This is a genomic window from Cognataquiflexum rubidum (genome assembly GCF_022538115.1).
In the GTDB taxonomy this organism is placed as follows: Bacteria; Bacteroidota; Bacteroidia; order Cytophagales; family Cyclobacteriaceae; genus Cognataquiflexum; species Cognataquiflexum rubidum.
This window is the reverse complement of the sequence record NZ_JAKZAL010000007.1, coordinates 1-16739: the sequence shown is the minus strand read 5'-3', so window position 1 is coordinate 16739 and position 16739 is coordinate 1. Positions and strand designations below refer to the sequence as shown.

18 protein-coding genes are annotated in these 16739 nt (G+C 41.8%); 10 read left to right on the top strand and 8 right to left on the bottom strand.

Annotation, left to right across the window (positions count from 1 at the left end; translation table 11 throughout):
- Positions 1–21 precede the first annotated feature (21 nt).
- The 4 genes from trpB to trpD all read right to left on the bottom strand — a co-directional run bounded on the left by trpB (position 22) and on the right by trpD (position 3744).
- Positions 22–1200: a tryptophan synthase subunit beta gene (trpB, locus tag MMU05_RS09320; protein ID WP_241141410.1), complete on the bottom strand. Its 1179-nt coding sequence runs from the start codon at positions 1198–1200 to the stop codon at positions 22–24.
- A gap of 66 nt (positions 1201–1266) precedes the next feature.
- A complete protein-coding gene (locus MMU05_RS09315; RefSeq protein ID WP_241141409.1) occupies positions 1267–1905 on the bottom strand; it encodes a phosphoribosylanthranilate isomerase in 639 nt (212 codons plus the stop codon).
- Between the two features lies 1 nt (position 1906).
- Positions 1907–2725: an indole-3-glycerol phosphate synthase TrpC gene (gene trpC / locus MMU05_RS09310; protein ID WP_241141578.1), complete on the bottom strand. Its 819-nt coding sequence runs from the start codon at positions 2723–2725 to the stop codon at positions 1907–1909.
- A gap of 5 nt (positions 2726–2730) precedes the next feature.
- The gene (gene trpD, locus MMU05_RS09305) at positions 2731–3744 is read right to left on the bottom strand and encodes an anthranilate phosphoribosyltransferase (RefSeq protein ID WP_241126667.1); all 1014 of its coding nucleotides are present in this window, start codon (positions 3742–3744) and stop codon (positions 2731–2733) included.
- A 117-nt stretch (positions 3745–3861) separates the two neighbouring features.
- Here trpD and MMU05_RS09300 point away from each other — a divergent pair, with 117 nt between their 5' ends.
- Positions 3862–4035: a hypothetical protein gene (locus MMU05_RS09300; protein WP_241141408.1), complete on the top strand. Its 174-nt coding sequence runs from the start codon at positions 3862–3864 to the stop codon at positions 4033–4035.
- On the opposite strand, the gene MMU05_RS09295 is transcribed toward MMU05_RS09300, so the two are convergent.
- The 3 genes from MMU05_RS09295 to MMU05_RS09285 all read right to left on the bottom strand — a co-directional run bounded on the left by MMU05_RS09295 (position 4032) and on the right by MMU05_RS09285 (position 6519).
- A complete protein-coding gene (locus MMU05_RS09295; protein WP_241141407.1) occupies positions 4032–4598 on the bottom strand; it encodes an anthranilate synthase component II in 567 nt (188 codons plus the stop codon). The genes MMU05_RS09300 and MMU05_RS09295 overlap by 4 nt on opposite strands.
- Positions 4599–4653: 55 nt before the next feature.
- Entirely contained in the window at positions 4654–5043 is a 390-nt protein-coding gene (locus MMU05_RS09290; protein ID WP_241141406.1) for a four helix bundle protein, read from the bottom strand.
- 69 nt (positions 5044–5112) lie between these two features.
- Positions 5113–6519: an anthranilate synthase component I family protein gene (locus MMU05_RS09285; RefSeq protein WP_241141405.1), complete on the bottom strand. Its 1407-nt coding sequence runs from the start codon at positions 6517–6519 to the stop codon at positions 5113–5115.
- A gap of 248 nt (positions 6520–6767) precedes the next feature.
- Between MMU05_RS09285 and MMU05_RS09280 the strand changes: the two genes are divergently transcribed.
- The 8 genes from MMU05_RS09280 (at position 6768) to MMU05_RS09245 (ending at position 15040) form a co-directional block, all read left to right on the top strand.
- Complete coding sequence (locus MMU05_RS09280; protein ID WP_241141404.1) at positions 6768–6992, top strand: hypothetical protein; 225 nt, start codon at positions 6768–6770, stop codon at positions 6990–6992.
- A 50-nt stretch (positions 6993–7042) separates the two neighbouring features.
- Entirely contained in the window at positions 7043–8002 is a 960-nt protein-coding gene (gene hutG, locus MMU05_RS09275) for a formimidoylglutamase (RefSeq protein ID WP_241141403.1), read from the top strand.
- 117 nt (positions 8003–8119) lie between these two features.
- The gene (locus tag MMU05_RS09270) at positions 8120–8566 is read left to right on the top strand and encodes an Hsp20/alpha crystallin family protein (protein WP_241141402.1); all 447 of its coding nucleotides are present in this window, start codon (positions 8120–8122) and stop codon (positions 8564–8566) included.
- A gap of 162 nt (positions 8567–8728) precedes the next feature.
- Positions 8729–9394 (top strand): N-acetylmuramoyl-L-alanine amidase, encoded by a 666-nt coding sequence (locus MMU05_RS09265; RefSeq protein ID WP_241141401.1) that lies wholly within the window; start codon positions 8729–8731, stop codon positions 9392–9394.
- A gap of 6 nt (positions 9395–9400) precedes the next feature.
- Complete coding sequence (locus MMU05_RS09260; protein ID WP_241141400.1) at positions 9401–11098, top strand: glycoside hydrolase family 10-like protein; 1698 nt, start codon at positions 9401–9403, stop codon at positions 11096–11098.
- Positions 11095–11574 (top strand): GNAT family N-acetyltransferase, encoded by a 480-nt coding sequence (locus tag MMU05_RS09255; protein WP_241141399.1) that lies wholly within the window; start codon positions 11095–11097, stop codon positions 11572–11574. Before MMU05_RS09260 ends, MMU05_RS09255 begins: the two co-directional genes overlap by 4 nt.
- A complete protein-coding gene (locus MMU05_RS09250) occupies positions 11571–12866 on the top strand; it encodes an AmpG family muropeptide MFS transporter (RefSeq protein WP_241141398.1) in 1296 nt (431 codons plus the stop codon). Before MMU05_RS09255 ends, MMU05_RS09250 begins: the two co-directional genes overlap by 4 nt.
- A gap of 608 nt (positions 12867–13474) precedes the next feature.
- A complete protein-coding gene (locus MMU05_RS09245) occupies positions 13475–15040 on the top strand; it encodes a glycoside hydrolase family 3 protein (RefSeq protein ID WP_241141397.1) in 1566 nt (521 codons plus the stop codon).
- Between the two features lie 6 nt (positions 15041–15046).
- On the opposite strand, the gene MMU05_RS09240 is transcribed toward MMU05_RS09245, so the two are convergent.
- The gene (locus MMU05_RS09240; RefSeq protein ID WP_241141396.1) at positions 15047–15625 is read right to left on the bottom strand and encodes a DUF4136 domain-containing protein; all 579 of its coding nucleotides are present in this window, start codon (positions 15623–15625) and stop codon (positions 15047–15049) included.
- Between the two features lie 236 nt (positions 15626–15861).
- On the opposite strand from MMU05_RS09240, the gene MMU05_RS09235 reads away from it, so the two are divergent.
- Positions 15862–16515, top strand: coding sequence for a metallophosphoesterase family protein (locus tag MMU05_RS09235; RefSeq protein ID WP_241141395.1), 654 nt, complete (start codon positions 15862–15864; stop codon positions 16513–16515).
- Positions 16516–16739 lie beyond the last annotated feature (224 nt).

Here is a 16739-nt window from a genome sequence, read left to right as displayed (position 1 = left end):
TTACTTCCCCCTTCTTCCTTCCTAATAACCTCCCCACTTGATATAAGTATCCAAATCCTTGTCTCCTCTTCCTGATAGGTTGATGACGATGATATCATCTTTGCTGTATTCTATGAGGTTCAAAGCATGGATCGCATGTGCAGTTTCTATAGCGGGAATGATTCCTTCGGTACGGCTGAGTTCGATTCCGGCCTTCATGGCATCCTCATCCTCCACGGCTACGAATTCGGCCCTTCCGATATCAAAAAGGTGCGCATGTACAGGTCCGATTCCGGGGTAATCCAAGCCCGCAGAAATGGAATGTGGCTCTACCACCTGTCCATCTTCTGTCTGCATCAACAAAGTCTTGCTGCCGTGCAGGATTCCTGATGTTCCCAAAACAGTCGTAGCTGCGGATTTTCCTGAAGTCACTCCCAAGCCTGCAGCTTCTGCAGCCACCAACCTTACTTGGGGAACATTATAATAATGGAAAAATGCTCCTGCAGCATTGCTCCCACCACCTACACAGGCGATGACAATATCAGGATTTTCGGTTCCCTCTTTTTCTTTCAATTGCCATTTGATTTCTTCTGAAATCACTGACTGAAACCTTGCCACCATCTCAGGGTATGGATGTGGACCTACCACCGAACCGATAATATAATGTGTATCGACAGGATTGTTGATCCATTGACGCATCGCTTCATTGGTGGCGTCCTTGAGGGTTTGGCTGCCGGAAGTCGCAGGAACAACCTTAGCACCAAGGATTTTCATACGCTCGACATTGGGCCGCTGTCTTTGGATATCCACTGCACCCATATAGATCGTACAGTCCATCCCCATCAACGCACAGACTGTAGCGGTAGCCACACCATGTTGTCCGGCACCGGTTTCTGCAATGATGCGCTTCTTTCCGAGTTTTTTGGCCATGATAATTTGACCCACAGTATTGTTCACTTTATGTGCACCGGTGTGGCAAAGATCTTCTCTTTTGAGATAAATTTTGGCACCATACTTTTCGGAGAGCCTGGAGGCAAAATACAATGGAGTCGGTCTTCCGACAAAGTCTTTGAGCAAACCTCTGAATTCCTTTTGAAATTCCGGAGTGGCAATAATTTGCTCATAGTTTTCTCTGAGTTCCTCAATATTGGGATGGAGCATCTCGGGAATATACGCCCCGCCGAATTTTCCATAAAAGCCTTTTTCGTCGATTTTGATCATTTTTATAGATAGATATGAGACGTGAGATTTGAGATTTGAGACTTCGTTATTTTGGTTTTTTAAACCTTATTTAAATAGGGTTTTTGTAAATGACTTTTTGAATTCAGAGACTAAGTCAATGTCCTTGAGTCCGGGTTCAATTTCAAATTTGGAGTTGATATCCAAGCCTGTCAATTGGGGAACTTTGGACTTCAGATCCCTGATGGCATCCAAGTGTCCTAAGGTTAAACCACCGCTAAGCAAAAAGGGTTTGTCAAAAGGATAATCTAATAGAATTTGCCAATTAAAGGTTTTGCCACTACCACCGTAGGCATGGGTGAAAGTATCGAAGAGGAAATAATCCACGTGTGGAAGATAACCCTCCAAATGCTTCCAATCGATGTTTTTGTCGATGGAGAATACCTTGAAAACTTCCAGACCGGTTTTTTCCTTGATTTCTCTTACTTCCTCGACACTTTCATCTCCGTGAAGCTGTACAGTGGAAAGTCCAAACTTTTGGACCTTGTCTGCAATATTTGAAAGAGAGGCATCAACAAATACGCCTACTTTCCTGATGTCTGTGTCTCTGATCCAATCAGATTGGATATCGTCCACAAACCTTGGCGAAGCCGGATAGAAAATCAGCCCCATCCAATCCGGTTGGACTTGGCCCAACAGATTTCTGACGTTGGCGGATTCTCGCATGCCACAGACTTTTAGCTTCATTTTATTGAGAAATTGCTTGATTTTCTACCAATAACCTTCTGTATTCCGTCATAAAGTTATAAGCCGCCTGCTCAGGACGCGCGGATTTCATGAAATTTTCCCCAATAAGAAATCCATCAAATCCCGCATTTTTCAGCGATATCAAGGTCTCGGGCTGGGAAATGCCCGATTCTGAGATTTTGATAAAATCTTTAGGAATCCTATCCACAAGTCCAAAGGAAGTTTCCAAAGAAACTTCGAAAGTCTTCAGGCTCCTATTGTTGACTCCGATCAGATCCAAATGCTCGTTGAGTGAAGATTCCAATTCATCGCCATCATGTACTTCCATCAACACTTCCAACCCCAAAGAATGCGCAAAAACTGCCAATTCTTTAAGTTTTTTTGGTTCCAATGCGGCCGCTATCAACAAAATACAATCTGCTCCGATGGATTTGGCTTCGATGATCTGGTATTCATCGATGATAAAATCCTTTCGAAGGATGGGACAGAAATTAAATTTTCTAGCAGTAGTCAGGTCCTCATTTTTTCCACCAAAAAACTCTTTGTCAGTCAAAATGGACAATGCAGAAGCTCCTGCCTGCATGTAACCAATACTGACAGTCTCCACCGAGGCATTGGTATTGATGGCTCCTTTGGAAGGGGATTTCCTTTTGAATTCTGCGATGATGCCTGTTTTGTCTTCGTGTTTGATATACTTTTTCATCGACACGACACTGCTGTCAAAGTAGACACTTTGTTCAAGCAACTTAACAGGTACCAAGCTGCTTTTCTCTGCAACTTCTAATTTTTTGTGGGCAATAATTTTATCTAAAATATTCATCATGATCAGTTTGAAAATGAAACAGTTGTTTTTGGATTGACCAAAGCATTGAAAACTTTCAGGGCATTTCCTCCATAAAGGGAGTCTTTGGCTTTTTCCAGGGCAGATTCAAATCCCAATTCAGGATCTGCCGTTACCAGCGCCGCAGCAGCATTGGCAAGGACAACAGAATTTTGTGGAACTGTACCTTTTCCTTTCAATATATTGTCAAATATTCTGGCGGACTCTTCGACGGTTTCTCCCCCTAAAATGGAATCGGGAGATATTTTGGGCAAGCCAATGCTCTCCGGACTGAGGAGTTTTTCACCCGAATTGGAAATCATCTTGAAATCCCCTGTGAGAGAAATTTCATCATATCCGTCCAAGGCATGTAAAATACTGAAGTTGCCATCGTGCTCCTGATAGAGGTAGGCATAAAGCCTCGCCAACTCAAGACTGAAAACCCCTACCAATTGTTTTTTAGGAAAACTTGGATTGACCATCGGACCCAACATATTGAAAAATGTCTTTACACCCAATTCTTTTCTGATTGGACCGACATTTTTCATTGCAGGGTGGAAAAGCGGCGCATGCAAAAAACAGATTCCTGCTTCATCGAGGCTCTTTCTGATCTTGCCGATGTCATTTGTAAACTCATATCCAAAGTGCGCCAAAAGGTTTGAAGAACCACAGATCGAGGACACTCCGGTGTTTCCGTGTTTGGCTACATTTTGTCCTGCACCTGCTACGATAAAGGAGGCAAGGGTAGAGATATTGAAAGTATCCTTTCCGTCACCGCCTGTACCGCAAAGGTCCATGGCATCGTATTCGGATATCTCCACCGGAATGCACAACTCCAACATCGCTTCTCTAAATCCACCCAATTCCTCTACGGTGATGCTTCTCATCAGGTACACGGTCAGGAAAGCCGCTATCTGACTGGAGTTGTATGAACCTGAAGTGATTTTTTTCAAAACTTCCTTTGCCTGGTCTTTCGAAAGGCTCCGGTGTTCTATCAGGTGGTTGAGTATGTCTTTCATGGAGGTTGGTTAATGGTTAATAGGTTATTTGGTGAAGCGGTTGTAGTTGTTGTAATGGTTGTAGTTGTTTTAGTTGTTGTCAGGTTGTCAAAGTTATCAGGTTAATGGTTAATGGTTATGGCCGGGTCTAATTTTTGGACACTTCATACTTGGTACTCCTTCCCTACTTCCTACCTCTCGACTTCCTACCTCTCGACTTCCTACCTCCCGACTTCCAAACTTCCCGACCTCCATACTTCCATACCTCCTTACTTCCTACTTCCCTACTTCCAACCTTCCCACCTCCCCTAGCTTTCCAGCCAATTTTTCATCATCTCTACGCCATGTTCTGTCAATACAGATTCAGGATGGAACTGAAGACCGCGGACTTTGAATTCTTTGTGCCTCACCCCCATGATTTGTCCATCGGGTGTTCTGGCGGTGATTTCCAAATCAGAGGAGATTGTCTGTTCATTGATCACCCAAGAATGGTATCGGCCGATTTTGAATTTTTCGGGAAGGCCTTTGAAGATCAGATCGTCGGCGACTTTCACTTCAGAAGCAAGTCCGTGAACCACCTCTGAAAGGTTGATCAAAGTCCCGCCAAATGCCTCACCGATCGCCTGATGCCCAAGACAGATGCCGAGGATATCCTTGGTAGGGGAATATTTTTTCAGCAATTCGGGCATAATCCCAGCTTCAGCCGGAACTCCCGGGCCGGGTGAAAGGAGTATTTTATCATAATTGGAGACTTCTTCAAGGCTGATTTTATCATTCCGGAAAATATCCATCTGTGGACCATAGCCCAAAGCTCTGATGATGTACACCAGGTTATATGTAAATGAATCGTAATTATCGAGGACGAGGATGCGCATTGGGAAAGTTTTAAAGTTGGAAGGTTAAAAGGTTGGCCCTTAATGACTATAGGGTTCATGTTTTAAGGTTTGGTTTTTTTTCAAGCGAAACCAAATAGTTGATGAAGGATTTGATTTGACTTGATAGGACAATTAATTCTGATTTAAGTTTTAAATATTCCTCTTGGTTTACTCTTCCGGCTTTTACTAATACGGCAAGTTGGCTTCTAACCTCCCCTGCTGAACCTTTTGAATAATGTAGAAATTTCACAAATACCTTGTTGTTATTGTATTCAAAACCTTCGGCAATGTTATTTGAAATAGAAATAGCGGCACCGATAAGCTGATCTCTAGATTTGTAATCATTTTTTATAGGCGCAATGTCAGCTATTCGATAGATTTCGACAGCTATCCTTACTGCTTCTTTCCACACATTCAAGTCTTCAAATGAATCAATCTTTGCCATTACGATATCTTCTTTAATTGAACATCAAACCAACTTTAAAACTTTTGAACCTTGCAACTTTTAAATTTTTTAAATCCCTTCTGCTGCTTTCAGGGCTACTCTTAAAGCTTCCAGTTTATTGGTTACCTCCTGCAATTCTGATTGGATAAAAGATTTGGCTACGACTCCGGCACCGGCTTGGAACCGCAGTCTGTTGTTTTGGGAGACAAATGAACGGATCAAAATGGCATGGTTGAAGTCTCCGTTGAATCCCAGGAATCCGATAGCGCCTCCATAGAATTTTCGTGAAGTATTTTCCAGCTGATCTATGAGTTCCATCGCCCGGTACTTGGGAGCGCCTGACAGCGTACCAGCAGGAAATGTATCGGCCACCAATTGCAGTGGGTTGGTGCCTTCGGGAAGGATACCGGTCACTTTGGACACCAAATGTATGACGTGGGAATAATATTGGATTTCTTTGAAAACCTCCACTTCCACTTTTTCGGAGGACCGGCTGAGGTCATTTCTCGCAAGGTCCACCAACATGACATGTTCGGAGTTCTCCTTAGGATCGTCATAGAGTTTCCTTGCCAAGTCTGCGTCAGCCATGTCATTCCCTGTTCGTTTGAAAGTCCCGGCAATAGGATAAATCGTGGCTTTGTTGTTTTTTACCACAATCTGCGCCTCGGGTGAACTCCCAAAAACCTTATAGGATCCATAGTCAAAATAGAAGAGATAAGGCGAAGGATTGACGGAGCGGAGTGCGCGGTAGACATTGAACTCATCCCCTTTGAATTGGGTGGAAAAGTTCCTCGAAAGCACTATCTGGAACACATCGCCACGGAAGCAATGCTCCTGTCCCTTTTTGAGGATATCCAAAAATTCCGAATCGGTATAGTTGGAAGACTCCTCTCCTACCAATTTGAAAGAATAAGATGGAAGGTTTTTATTGTTGAGCAAAGTCTCCAAAAGCGGAAGCTGCACTTCTGTTTCGATTCCCTCCACCTGATGTTCAAAAAGATGCATTTCATTTTTAAAATGGTCGACCACAATCACATTTTGGTAAACCGCATAATGCAGCATCGGAACCGAATCCGGAGAAGAATTGCCCAGCTTGATATCTTCAAAATAAGCCAAAGTATCATATTGCATATATCCAAAAAGGCCATTGCTGATGAATTTATACTTCCCGTTGTCATCCTGAAATCTACCAGAGAACTTTCGCAACGCATCAACAAGATTCAATTCTGGTCCAACGTCATAAGATTTCGATTCGCCAAAAGGAAGTGTTTCCTTTACCAGACCGGCATTGAAAGAAAATGACGCGATCGGATTGAAACAGATATAGGAAAAACTGTCCTCCTGCCCATGGTAATCAGAACTCTCCAACAAAATGGGATTGGCAAACCTGTCCCTGATCTGAAGGTAAATGCTCACCGGCGTGATGGTATCAGCCAAGCGCTTTTTATGATGGGTAATGATTTTAAAGTTTTCCATGACAATAGGTTTAAGAAATAAAAAAAGGGCTCACTGGAAAAACCAGTAAGCCCTTTCGATATGTTATAGAAACACAAAATTTAGGCAACAACAACTGGTTCTTCTATTTTAGAAGTCCAATGCCACCACCAATATGTGTTTTGAGTTGTTTTCATTTTTTTCAGTGGGACAAAGTTAAAAATGCATTTTACTTAACAAAAAATAATTGAATAAAAATTATCGGTAATTTTGAATATAAAAATTAAGCTATGAGCAAAATGCCCAAATATTTCAAAAGAGTCTTTGATGATTACCAGGTATTGGTCAAGGTCAATCCTGAGGATTGGACTGGGACTGAACTGATTATCCATCCTGACGGAAAAGTGGAAAAAACCGAAATGGAGTTTGATGATGAAATCATGGAAGACCTCGCCGTGGATGAATTTGTAGCCGGCAATGCCTTGGAATTCAACCTTTATCTTGCCAAATCATAACCGATTTTTTTGGTAAAACTTTAAAAGAAAACCGGTATCAATCCTTAAAAATGACTCTTCTTCACCATCCTACCCCGCCGCATATCTGGACAGGCCGTCCGTCAGATTCCTTACAATATTGGCATCAGACTGTGACCTGTATGGATAATCTGCACATCGATCAACCTGCAAATGGAAAAGGGATTGCAATCCTAGGATATGCAGGAGATGAAGGCATACGTAGAAATCAGGGAAGAACGGGTGCAGCCAAAGGTCCGGAATCTATCAGAAAAATGATGGGCCCGATGGCCTTTCACCTGCCTGAGGAAGTTGGGATTTATGATTTGGGGAATGTTATCACAGAAGGTGAAGACATGGAATCCAGCCACTCTCTTATCTCCAAAACCGTCACCGAATTACTCCAAAACCACTATTTCCCTGTTTTATTGGGTGGCGGACACGACCTTGCTTTTGCCCATGGTCGCGGGATAATGGAGTATTTGATTCCCAAAGGAGAAAAATTAGGCATCATCAATCTGGACGCACATTTTGACCTAAGGGAAATGAACAGCGGCAAAGGACATTCAGGGTCACCATTTTTTCAGTTGGCCAATGGTTACCAAAGCCAATTCCATTACCTATGCCTTGGTATCCAACAATCATCCAATCCAAAAGTCCTTTTTGAAACTGCCTTAAAACATAAAGTCCGATGGATGGAAATGGAGGAATTCACATTGGCAAATTGGGAAACCATTGCACAAACTTTAGATGATTTTTGTCTAAAGGTCAATAAAATATACCTCAGTATTGACCTTGATGGTTTTTCATCAGCCTATGCGCCTGGGGTGAGTGCGCCTTCTCCTTTGGGATTTTCACCTGAGTTGGCTTTCAGGATATTCGATTATTTGGCCAAAACAGGTAAGCTAATCAGCATGGATATTGTCGAACTCAATCCGATTTTTGATAAAGACAACAGCACAGCAAGATTGGCTTCAAAATGTATTGAATATATTGTAAGAAAGCTTTCTTGAATTGCATTTTTTGATCACAATCAGTTGGTAATGTGACTATTGTCATGTGGTTTTAATTGGAACAATATTAATTTGGTACTGTTAAATAAATCCAATTTACCCTAAATTCTTATAGCCATGGGATTACTAACTAAGCAAAACGGAAGCGCTTGGCCAAAATTGGTCCAGGATTTCTTTGGAACAGAAAACCCATTTGATTTAGATGAAAAATTCTGGCTTCCTGAAAAAGGCGTGGAAATTCCTTCCACCAATGTGATTGAAAATGACAAAGAGTTCAAACTTGAACTTTCTGCACCGGGCTTTGACAAAAAAGATTTTAAAGTCGAAGTAGTAGACGGAATGCTGAACATCAGCGCCGAAAAAGAAGAGAAGAAAGAGGAGAAAAAAGAAAATTACCGTAAAAAAGAATTCTCCTACTCTAGTATCAGGCGTTCATTCAGTCTTCCTGAGAATGTGATGGACGAAAAAATTGATGCCAAATATGACAACGGCATTTTAAATGTAGTCCTCCCCAAGAAGGTTATTGAAAGTGCCAAACCCAAAAAGGCCATTTCGGTAGGTTAAGATTTTTTCCTACGTATGCAAGTCCTCAGCCTTATAGGCTGGGGCTTTTTGTTTTTGGAATATCGTTGTATTGTCCAAAGTTTTGATGATTGGAATATACCTACCAATAAATTCCTTTATTTTGAGTAAAAATTGAGAATAAACACCCCTACAGCAACAACCATGAATAAAAAAAGTCTTTTGGTCTATTTATCGGTCATTTTAATTACTTCTTTGATATCAGCAGTCCAAGCGCAGACTTTTCGGATCTTTGACAAGCCCATTATTTTTGACGAAGAAAGAGAAAAGCTCTCTATAGAATACCTGAAAAACAGACACGGGATTGAAAAGGAAACCGCGACAATTGTTCCGACCATGGTCGTAGTGCATTGGACTGCAATCAATTCCTTGGAATCGACTTTTGATGTTTTCAATCCGGTTTATCTTGGTGGCCGACCCGAACTGACTGCCGCGAGCAACCTCAATGTTTCGGCGCATTTTTTGGTTGACAGGGACGGAACTATCTTCAGGTTACTTCCTGACACGACCTTTGCAAGACATACCATTGGACTCAACTATACTGCAATAGGTATCGAGAATATCGGGGGCCCGGATGCGCCACTGACCAAAGCGCAGGTCAAGGCCAATGCAGCATTGATCAGGTACCTCAACAGAAAATACAAGCTGACCTATGTCATCGGACACCACGAATATTATGCCTTTCAGGGAACACCCATTTGGAAAGAAACTGACCCCAACTACCTGACCCAAAAACAGGATCCAGGTCCAAAATTCATGAAAAAGCTAAGAAAAAAACTAGCAGATCTGAATTTCAAAAGCAATCCTTGACCAAACATGAAGCCTCCTTTCAAATTGAATAAATCCCGAATATTTCATTTAGCCTTCCTTCTTGCCATAGTCATGGGAATACAGTCCTGCAAGACAGTGACACCGATCCCTACTTCCAGAACGAAAACAAGTCCGCAAGTCCCTGTAACTGCTAAACCTGACGGCAACAGCAACTATCCTCCCAAAACCGTTACTACACCAAGTCCTCCTTCTTTTTACAAACCTTTGGAAATTGAATTGGGACCGAGTCCAAGGGAATTCAGAGGAGTTTGGATCGCGACAGTCGCCAATATTGACTGGCCAACTTCTTCAACAGACCTATATTCCAAGCAAAAAGAGGATTTTATCAAGCTTCTGGATTATTACAAATCACTCAATTTCAATGCGGTGATTGTGCAGGTTCGGGCAGCCGGCGATGCATTTTATCCATCCAAATATTCCCCTTGGTCCAAATACCTGACAGGCAAACAAGGCCAAAAGCCAAACACCATGGAAGATCCTCTTTCTTGGATGATATTGGAATCGCACAAACGGGGATTGGAATTCCATGCATGGTTTAATCCTTACCGGGCTACCATGACCATGGAAACCAAAGACCTCAGCCCAAACCATGATTTTGTCAAGCATCCCAATTGGATGATCAAATATGCCATCAAGTATTATTACAATCCCGGCTTGCCCGAAGTAAGGGCTCATCTGGTAGAAATCATCAAAGAAGTAGTCCAAAATTACAATATTGATGCCATCCACTTTGATGACTATTTTTATCCTTACAAAGTGGAAAAGGAAGTCTTTAACGATGCCGCTTCCTTCAAAAAGTATGGAAAACCAGGACAAAAACTCGATGATTGGCGAAGAGAAAATGTCAATCTTTTGGTCAAAGAAGTAAATGAAACCATCAAAACAGAAAAGCCTTGGGTTCAATTCGGAATCAGTCCTTTCGGTGTCTGGAGAAACATCGACAAAGACCCATCAGGATCCAAAACCAGAGCCGGACAGACCAACTTCGACGATCTTTTTGCCGATGTCCTGACATGGATGAAAAACGGATGGATTGACTACCTCATTCCCCAATTGTACTGGAGCATGGATTATAACCTTGCTTCACACAGGGAATTGGTAAACTGGTGGTCAAAAAACCACTACAACACCAAAATTTATATCGGAAATGGCCCCTACAAAATCCGGGACAATGCGGACAAAGCCTGGGAAAACCCTATGGAAATCTCTAATCAGGTGGGACTGTCCAAGATCACTCCAAACATATCCGGCAACGCTTACTTCAGCGCCAAATCGATGTATGTAAAAAATAAGGATGTCGCCGATTTGCTTCACAAAAACCATTACCACTTCACGGCATTGCCTCCTGATGTACTTCCAAATCCCAATGGCAATCCTACAGGCCAAACTCCCGTTCTGATCCCACATGGCGACGGATTTGCTTTTCAGTTTGAGCGGGGTATACAGCCTGATTTTCGGTTTGCATTGATCTACACCGCGCCGACCCTCCCTGATCTGCAAAAACGCAAAGAGAATGTTTCCGCCCAAAGGATCTATCTGGATGAAAGCAACAGGATGTTACTTCCGGTTTTGAATTCAATCAACCAAAAATTCGTGGCCATCAGTTTCTTGGACCGTTTTGGCAAAGAATCAAACCCACAGGTTTTCGAAATTCAGGCTAACCCAAAAACCCAAATCCCATGAAAGACATGCTTGTCCGCTTGATGGAACTCCCGGATATTTCGGAGAATGAAGCCATTTTGGCTAAGGAGAATATCGTGTTTCGAAAACCGATACCTCCTGAAAAATCATTTGTCAGGGAATGGGTGTTTGAAAATTTCGGTATTTACTGGGCAAATGAAGTGGAGTCAGCCTTTAGTTATCTTCCTGTAAACTGTTGGATTGCGCAAAAAGGAAATGAGATTTTGGGTTTTGCCTGTTTTGAATCTACTGCAAAGAACTTTTTTGGGCCAACAGGCACTCTGGAAGCTATGAGGGGAAAAGGAATAGGAAAAGTCCTTTTGGTCAAAAGCCTTCAATCCATGAAGGAAATGGGATATGCCTATGCCGTCATCGGGGGTGTGGGACCTGCTGATTTTTATAAAAATACTGTTGGGGCAAGTATCATCGAAGGTTCTGAAATCAGCATTTACCAAAACCTCATCAGAAAGAAACCATGAGCAAAAACATCAAAAACAATCCATGGTATTGGATTCCGCCACTATACCTAACCGAAGGAATTCCCTATGTATTGATCATTACGGTTTCTGTCATCATGTATAAAAAACTGGGGGTGGACAATTCTGATATTGGACTTTACACCAGTTTCCTTTACCTCCCTTGGGTCATCAAACCACTTTGGAGTCCATTGGTGGACCTTTATGGGACCAAACGAAAATGGTTTTTGGCAATGCAATTGGTATTGTCTTTTGCCTTTCTTTGCATTGGCCTCAGTGTACCTACAGATCAGTTTTTTGTACTGACTCTGGCTTTTTTCTGGTTGGCTTCTTTTGCCTCTGCGACCAATGACATTGCTTCGGATGGGTTTTACCTCTTGGCTTTGAAGGAAGAACAACAATCGTTTTTCATCGGTTTGAGAAGCACATTCTATCGCGTGGCGATGGTTACAGGGCAAGGATTGTTTGTCATCGTAGCTGGATATCTTGAAGTCAAATACGGAGACAATGCCAAAGCTTGGTCTCTGACCATGGTCATGGTAGCTGGTCTGATGTTTATATTGACGCTGATCAACCTTTGGACCACCCCCAATATCGAAAAGAGCAGCGCGTATGTCAAAGAGGTTCAATTGACTTTTGGGAAAGTCTTTAGCTCCTTTTTTAAGAAAAAAGAAATTTGGGCAGCATTGGCCTTTATTCTTTTCTATCGTTTGGGAGAATCACAATTGGTGAAAATGGCCTCTCCTTTCCTTTTGGACAGTAGACCTGATGGCGGACTCGGACTCAGCACCACAGATGTAGGTTTGATATATGGGACATTTGGGATTATTGCACTTTCTCTTGGAGGCATCATCGGAGGTGTCGTCATATCCAAAGATGGCTTGGGCAAATGGATGTTGCCGATGATTTTGGCATTGAACGTGCCCAACTTCTTCTATTATCTCTTGGCCTATTTCCAACCTGAATCCGCCTTTTGGGCAGGCGCAGTGGTAGTCGTGGAGCAGTTGGGTTATGGGTTTGGGTTTGCGGCTTTTATGATGTACCTGATATATGTTTCCGAAGGCCCTTCCAAAACTTCCCATTATGCCATTGCTACAGGTTTTATGGCAATGGGAATGATGCTACCGGGGATGGCAAGTGGTTTTGTGCAGGAATGGTTGGGGTATGAAGGGTTCTTCCTTTGGGTAGTCGCGGCTGCAGTCCCGGGAATTCTGATGATCAGGTACGTGAAATTTCCGAAGGAATATGGGAAGAAAAAAGAAGGGACGAAGGATGAAGTTGGAAGTTCGAAGTAGTGAGGTGGAAGGTTGGTAAAAGGTTAGAGGTGAAAGGTAAGAGGAATAGAGGGGTTGAAAGAGGTGATTTAGTTGGTTATAATAAAAACTTGTCCTTGTCACTTCGAACGCAGAGAGAAGTCTTTTTAAAGGATGAAGGCTAAAGGTTGAAGGATGAATAGGGTGAGCAACTCTTAGTAAAATAGCCCAATTGAAGAAAAAATTTCTCCTTGTCACTTCGAACGCAGAGAGAAGTCTTTTAAAGGATGAAGGCTAAAGGTTAAAGGATGAAGGGGTGAGCAACTCTTAGTAAAATAGCCCAATTGAAGAAAAAATTTCTCCTTGTCACTTCGAACCAAGAGAGAAGTCTTTTTAAAGGATAAAGGTTGAAGGATGAAGGGGTGAGCAACTCTTGGTAAAAAAGCCCAATTGAAGAAGAAATTTCTCCTTGTCACTTCGAACGCAGAGGGAAGTCTTTTTAAAGGATGAAGGATAAAGGTTGAAGGATGAAGGGGTGAGCAACTCTTAGTAAAAAAGCCCAATTGAAGAAAAAATTTCTCCTTGTCACTTCGAACGCAGAGAGAAGTCTTTAAAATGGATTTAATAATGAATCAAAAATTTTCTCAAAAATGACTTTAAAAGAAAAAATTGGTCAGCTTTTTTCGCCGGCGGCATTTATCCACGATACGGAAGAAAATTATTTGAAAATCGAGTCATTGATCAAAAACCAACATATAGGTGGCCTTACTTTTTTCCATAGCCGCCACAGTGCCGCAGCCAATTTTGAGAAAAGACAGGAAAAGCTAACCTATGAAAATACCCTTGAAAAACTTCGGGCATTGATCGTCCGGTACCAATCCATTTCCAAACAACCACTTTTAATGAGTATTGATGCGGAGTTTGGTTTGGCGATGAGGATAGAAAATACGCCCCAATATCCTTACGCAATTACCTTGGGAGCACTTTCGCTTGAACATGAGGATTTGGTTTTTGAAACAGGTTACCGGATGGGAAAAGACCTCAAGCAGACCGGAATTCACCTGAATTTTGCCCCGGTTGCAGACATCAACACCAATCCCAAAAATCCTGTGATCGGATATAGGTCATTTGGACCCAACAAAGAAAAGGTAAGCAGATTTGCTTTGGCCATGTATCGAGGTTTGGAGAAAGCCGGAATTGGGGCCTGTTACAAGCATTTTCCTGGACATGGAGATACAGACACTGATTCCCATCTTGGACTTCCTGTGATTAATAAAACAAAAGAAGAATTGATTTCTGAAGAACTTTATCCTTTTGCAAAGGGGATCAAAGCGGGTATCGAAATGATCATGGTGGGGCACTTGGCTGCACCGGCGCTTTCCAACGGAAAAACCATTCCTGCATCCATTTCCAAAGAAATCATTACTGATTTATTAAAAGGGGAAATGGGTTTCAAAGGAATCGTGGTTTCCGATGCATTGAATATGAAAAGTGTCTCTGACCTTTTTCCCGAACCGGGACAGTTGGAGTGGGAAGCATTCTTTGCAGGAAATGATTTGCTCTGTTTTTCTGAAAATGTGGAGCAAGGAATTGAAATGATTTTGAAAAATGGAACAGAAGAAAAGATATTGGAGAGTTTTGGAAAAGTGATCCTACTTAAAGAAAAACTCGGGATCAATTCTGATTATATTCCGAAAGAAAATGGATTCGACTGGTTAGGTCATATTACTTTCAATGACAAGCTTCCACGCCATTATATCACTGAAATTTCCAACCAAAACCCGCAAACCTCCCTTGATTTATCAGATGCCAAGTTTGCCAAAGTCTCCTTGTTTCATGAGAAAGAAAATGTTTTCTTTTCAGAATTGGATAAAGTCGCTTCGTCTCAATCAATAGGCTTGACTTCAACTACCACCGACCCTAGCTGGGAAAAATTAAAGGATTTTGACAACTTACTGATCGCAGTTTTTGTACCCTCGGCCAAGCCTGTGAATCATTTTGGGATGGACATCGAAATGATCAAGAAGCTTATGATCTGTATTGAAAATAAAAATTGTCAACTCTATCTGTTCGGGTCTCCCCTTTCACTGAATGAAATCGGTGATTTTCAAAAATTTGGTAAAGTCATCTGTGCCTTCCAAAATTTTGAATCTGCCCAAAAAACAGCTGCCCTCCACTTCTTGGGGAAAATTGAAGCAGAGGGCAAGCTTGACTGATCGTAATTAATTTCTTGTCAAAATCTTAAATTGATCCATTACCCGATAGGTGGCCTTGGTGAGTTCGGTGTTGACTTCAGGGGAATAAAAATCAAAACTCGCAGGAGTATATCCTTGCCAAATGGTGTTTCCCCTTTTGTTGTCGATCACAAAGATTACTAACATACCACTGTTCTCTGTGAATTTTACCTGATTGTAATTTTCATCTTTCTCCCGGTTTTCTTTTTCCTGCTGTTCGGTCAACTCTACTTCCACACTTCTTCTCTGCACCCAATAATCGAAATTTGGTTGTTCATATCCCCGGTATTTCACTGCGTCGGTAAATACTTTGTAATTGATCAAAATATCGGGCTTCTCGGGCTGTAATTTAAATCCCTGTGAACCCAATCTATTGGTTATTGTCCTTTCTATAGCCAAATGATGGGTAGTCGTATCGGGAAATGGGTTGTTGACAAAACCGAAAGTTTTGTATCTTTTAAAATTACCCGCATAATTAAAATCATATTCTGCGATGTAATCTTTTTGGCTCATGCAGGCAGAAAATGCAACAGCAAGGGAAAAAAGAAATAGAGCTGATTTTTTCATAATTAATAACCTTTCAAAGATTTAAAATCGTTTAACGAACAAAGGGTAAATGGCTATGAGGAAATATAACTTGTTTAAAATGAGAACTCTCTTGCGACTAGAATGTTTTATTTATATAAAATTGATTATGAAGTGATTATAGTTAAATTTATTGACCATTACAAGAAAATAATAGAATCATTTATAGGTTTTTTTACAATTCCACAAAATCTTTAATTTTCAAACTTTTAATATTTATGGGAATATTTGTTGTTGGTGACGTACACGGATGCCTCAATACCTTTTTGAATCTTTTGGACCATTGGGATCCGAAATCTGAAACCCTGATCCAGTTGGGCGATCTGGTAGACAGAGGGTCATTATCACCCTCGGTTATCCATCTGGCTTTTGAACTACAGATGAACTTTAGAAAAGAAGCCCATTTTTTGAGAGGCAACCACGAGCAGCTGATGATTGACTACATGAAAGGGGAAGACAGGTTGGGAGTGTGGCTGTCGAATGGGGGAAACAAAACCCTCCGCCAGTTTGAAGAATCCCACATAGATCCGGACAACTACTCGACTTGGTTGACAGACCTTCCTTTGATATGGGAAAACGACTCTGTGCAGGTAACACATGCAGGGTTTTCAGGAATTGGAAATCCCTATGACCAAAAAAACACCAATGGGCTTTTATGGAACAGAAAGCCTTTGATCAACACGGGGAAACTTCAGGTAATCGGGCATACACCAAATTGGGACGGAGTCCCCAAATACAGCAAGGAATCAAATTCCTGGAACATTGACACTGGGGCTTATGGGGGTGTCTGCCTGACAGGAATCAGATTAGAAGATGATGGGACTTTTATAGAGACTGTTTCAATTCCAACAGAAGCAAGCGACCTCCTCTGAGGATCAAAAAGCCGCTTTTCCTCCTTTTAATCTAAAAGTTTTATCTACGCATTGCGGAATATCCTCCTCATAATGACTCACATAAATCATCGAAACCGGCAGAATTTTGCAAACCAGATCGACAGTTTCTCTGAACCTGACCCTTTGTCCTGTTTTGTGCGATGGGACACCCAAGCTAATTTTTCATGATAGCTGATATTAGTTCCTGTTGTTCCTGAGTTGGT

Coding starts and splice junctions, on each gene's coding strand:
- MMU05_RS09300 (WP_241141408.1), top strand. CDS start 3,862: ATGGCCGGGTCTAATTTTTGGACACTTCATACTTGGTACTCCTTCCCT.
- MMU05_RS09265 (WP_241141401.1), top strand. CDS start 8,729: ATGAATAAAAAAAGTCTTTTGGTCTATTTATCGGTCATTTTAATTACT.
- MMU05_RS09245 (WP_241141397.1), top strand. CDS start 13,475: ATGACTTTAAAAGAAAAAATTGGTCAGCTTTTTTCGCCGGCGGCATTT.
- MMU05_RS09255 (WP_241141399.1), top strand. CDS start 11,095: ATGAAAGACATGCTTGTCCGCTTGATGGAACTCCCGGATATTTCGGAG.
- MMU05_RS09240 (WP_241141396.1), bottom strand. CDS start 15,625: ATGAAAAAATCAGCTCTATTTCTTTTTTCCCTTGCTGTTGCATTTTCT.
- trpB (WP_241141410.1), bottom strand. CDS start 1,200: ATGATCAAAATCGACGAAAAAGGCTTTTATGGAAAATTCGGCGGGGCG.
- MMU05_RS09270 (WP_241141402.1), top strand. CDS start 8,120: ATGGGATTACTAACTAAGCAAAACGGAAGCGCTTGGCCAAAATTGGTC.
- MMU05_RS09315 (WP_241141409.1), bottom strand. CDS start 1,905: ATGAAGCTAAAAGTCTGTGGCATGCGAGAATCCGCCAACGTCAGAAAT.
- MMU05_RS09260 (WP_241141400.1), top strand. CDS start 9,401: ATGAAGCCTCCTTTCAAATTGAATAAATCCCGAATATTTCATTTAGCC.
- MMU05_RS09285 (WP_241141405.1), bottom strand. CDS start 6,519: ATGGAAAACTTTAAAATCATTACCCATCATAAAAAGCGCTTGGCTGAT.
- MMU05_RS09235 (WP_241141395.1), top strand. CDS start 15,862: ATGGGAATATTTGTTGTTGGTGACGTACACGGATGCCTCAATACCTTT.
- trpD (WP_241126667.1), bottom strand. CDS start 3,744: ATGAAAGACATACTCAACCACCTGATAGAACACCGGAGCCTTTCGAAA.
- trpC (WP_241141578.1), bottom strand. CDS start 2,725: ATGAATATTTTAGATAAAATTATTGCCCACAAAAAATTAGAAGTTGCA.
- MMU05_RS09295 (WP_241141407.1), bottom strand. CDS start 4,598: ATGCGCATCCTCGTCCTCGATAATTACGATTCATTTACATATAACCTG.
- MMU05_RS09250 (WP_241141398.1), top strand. CDS start 11,571: ATGAGCAAAAACATCAAAAACAATCCATGGTATTGGATTCCGCCACTA.
- MMU05_RS09280 (WP_241141404.1), top strand. CDS start 6,768: ATGAGCAAAATGCCCAAATATTTCAAAAGAGTCTTTGATGATTACCAG.
- hutG (WP_241141403.1), top strand. CDS start 7,043: ATGACTCTTCTTCACCATCCTACCCCGCCGCATATCTGGACAGGCCGT.
- MMU05_RS09290 (WP_241141406.1), bottom strand. CDS start 5,043: ATGGCAAAGATTGATTCATTTGAAGACTTGAATGTGTGGAAAGAAGCA.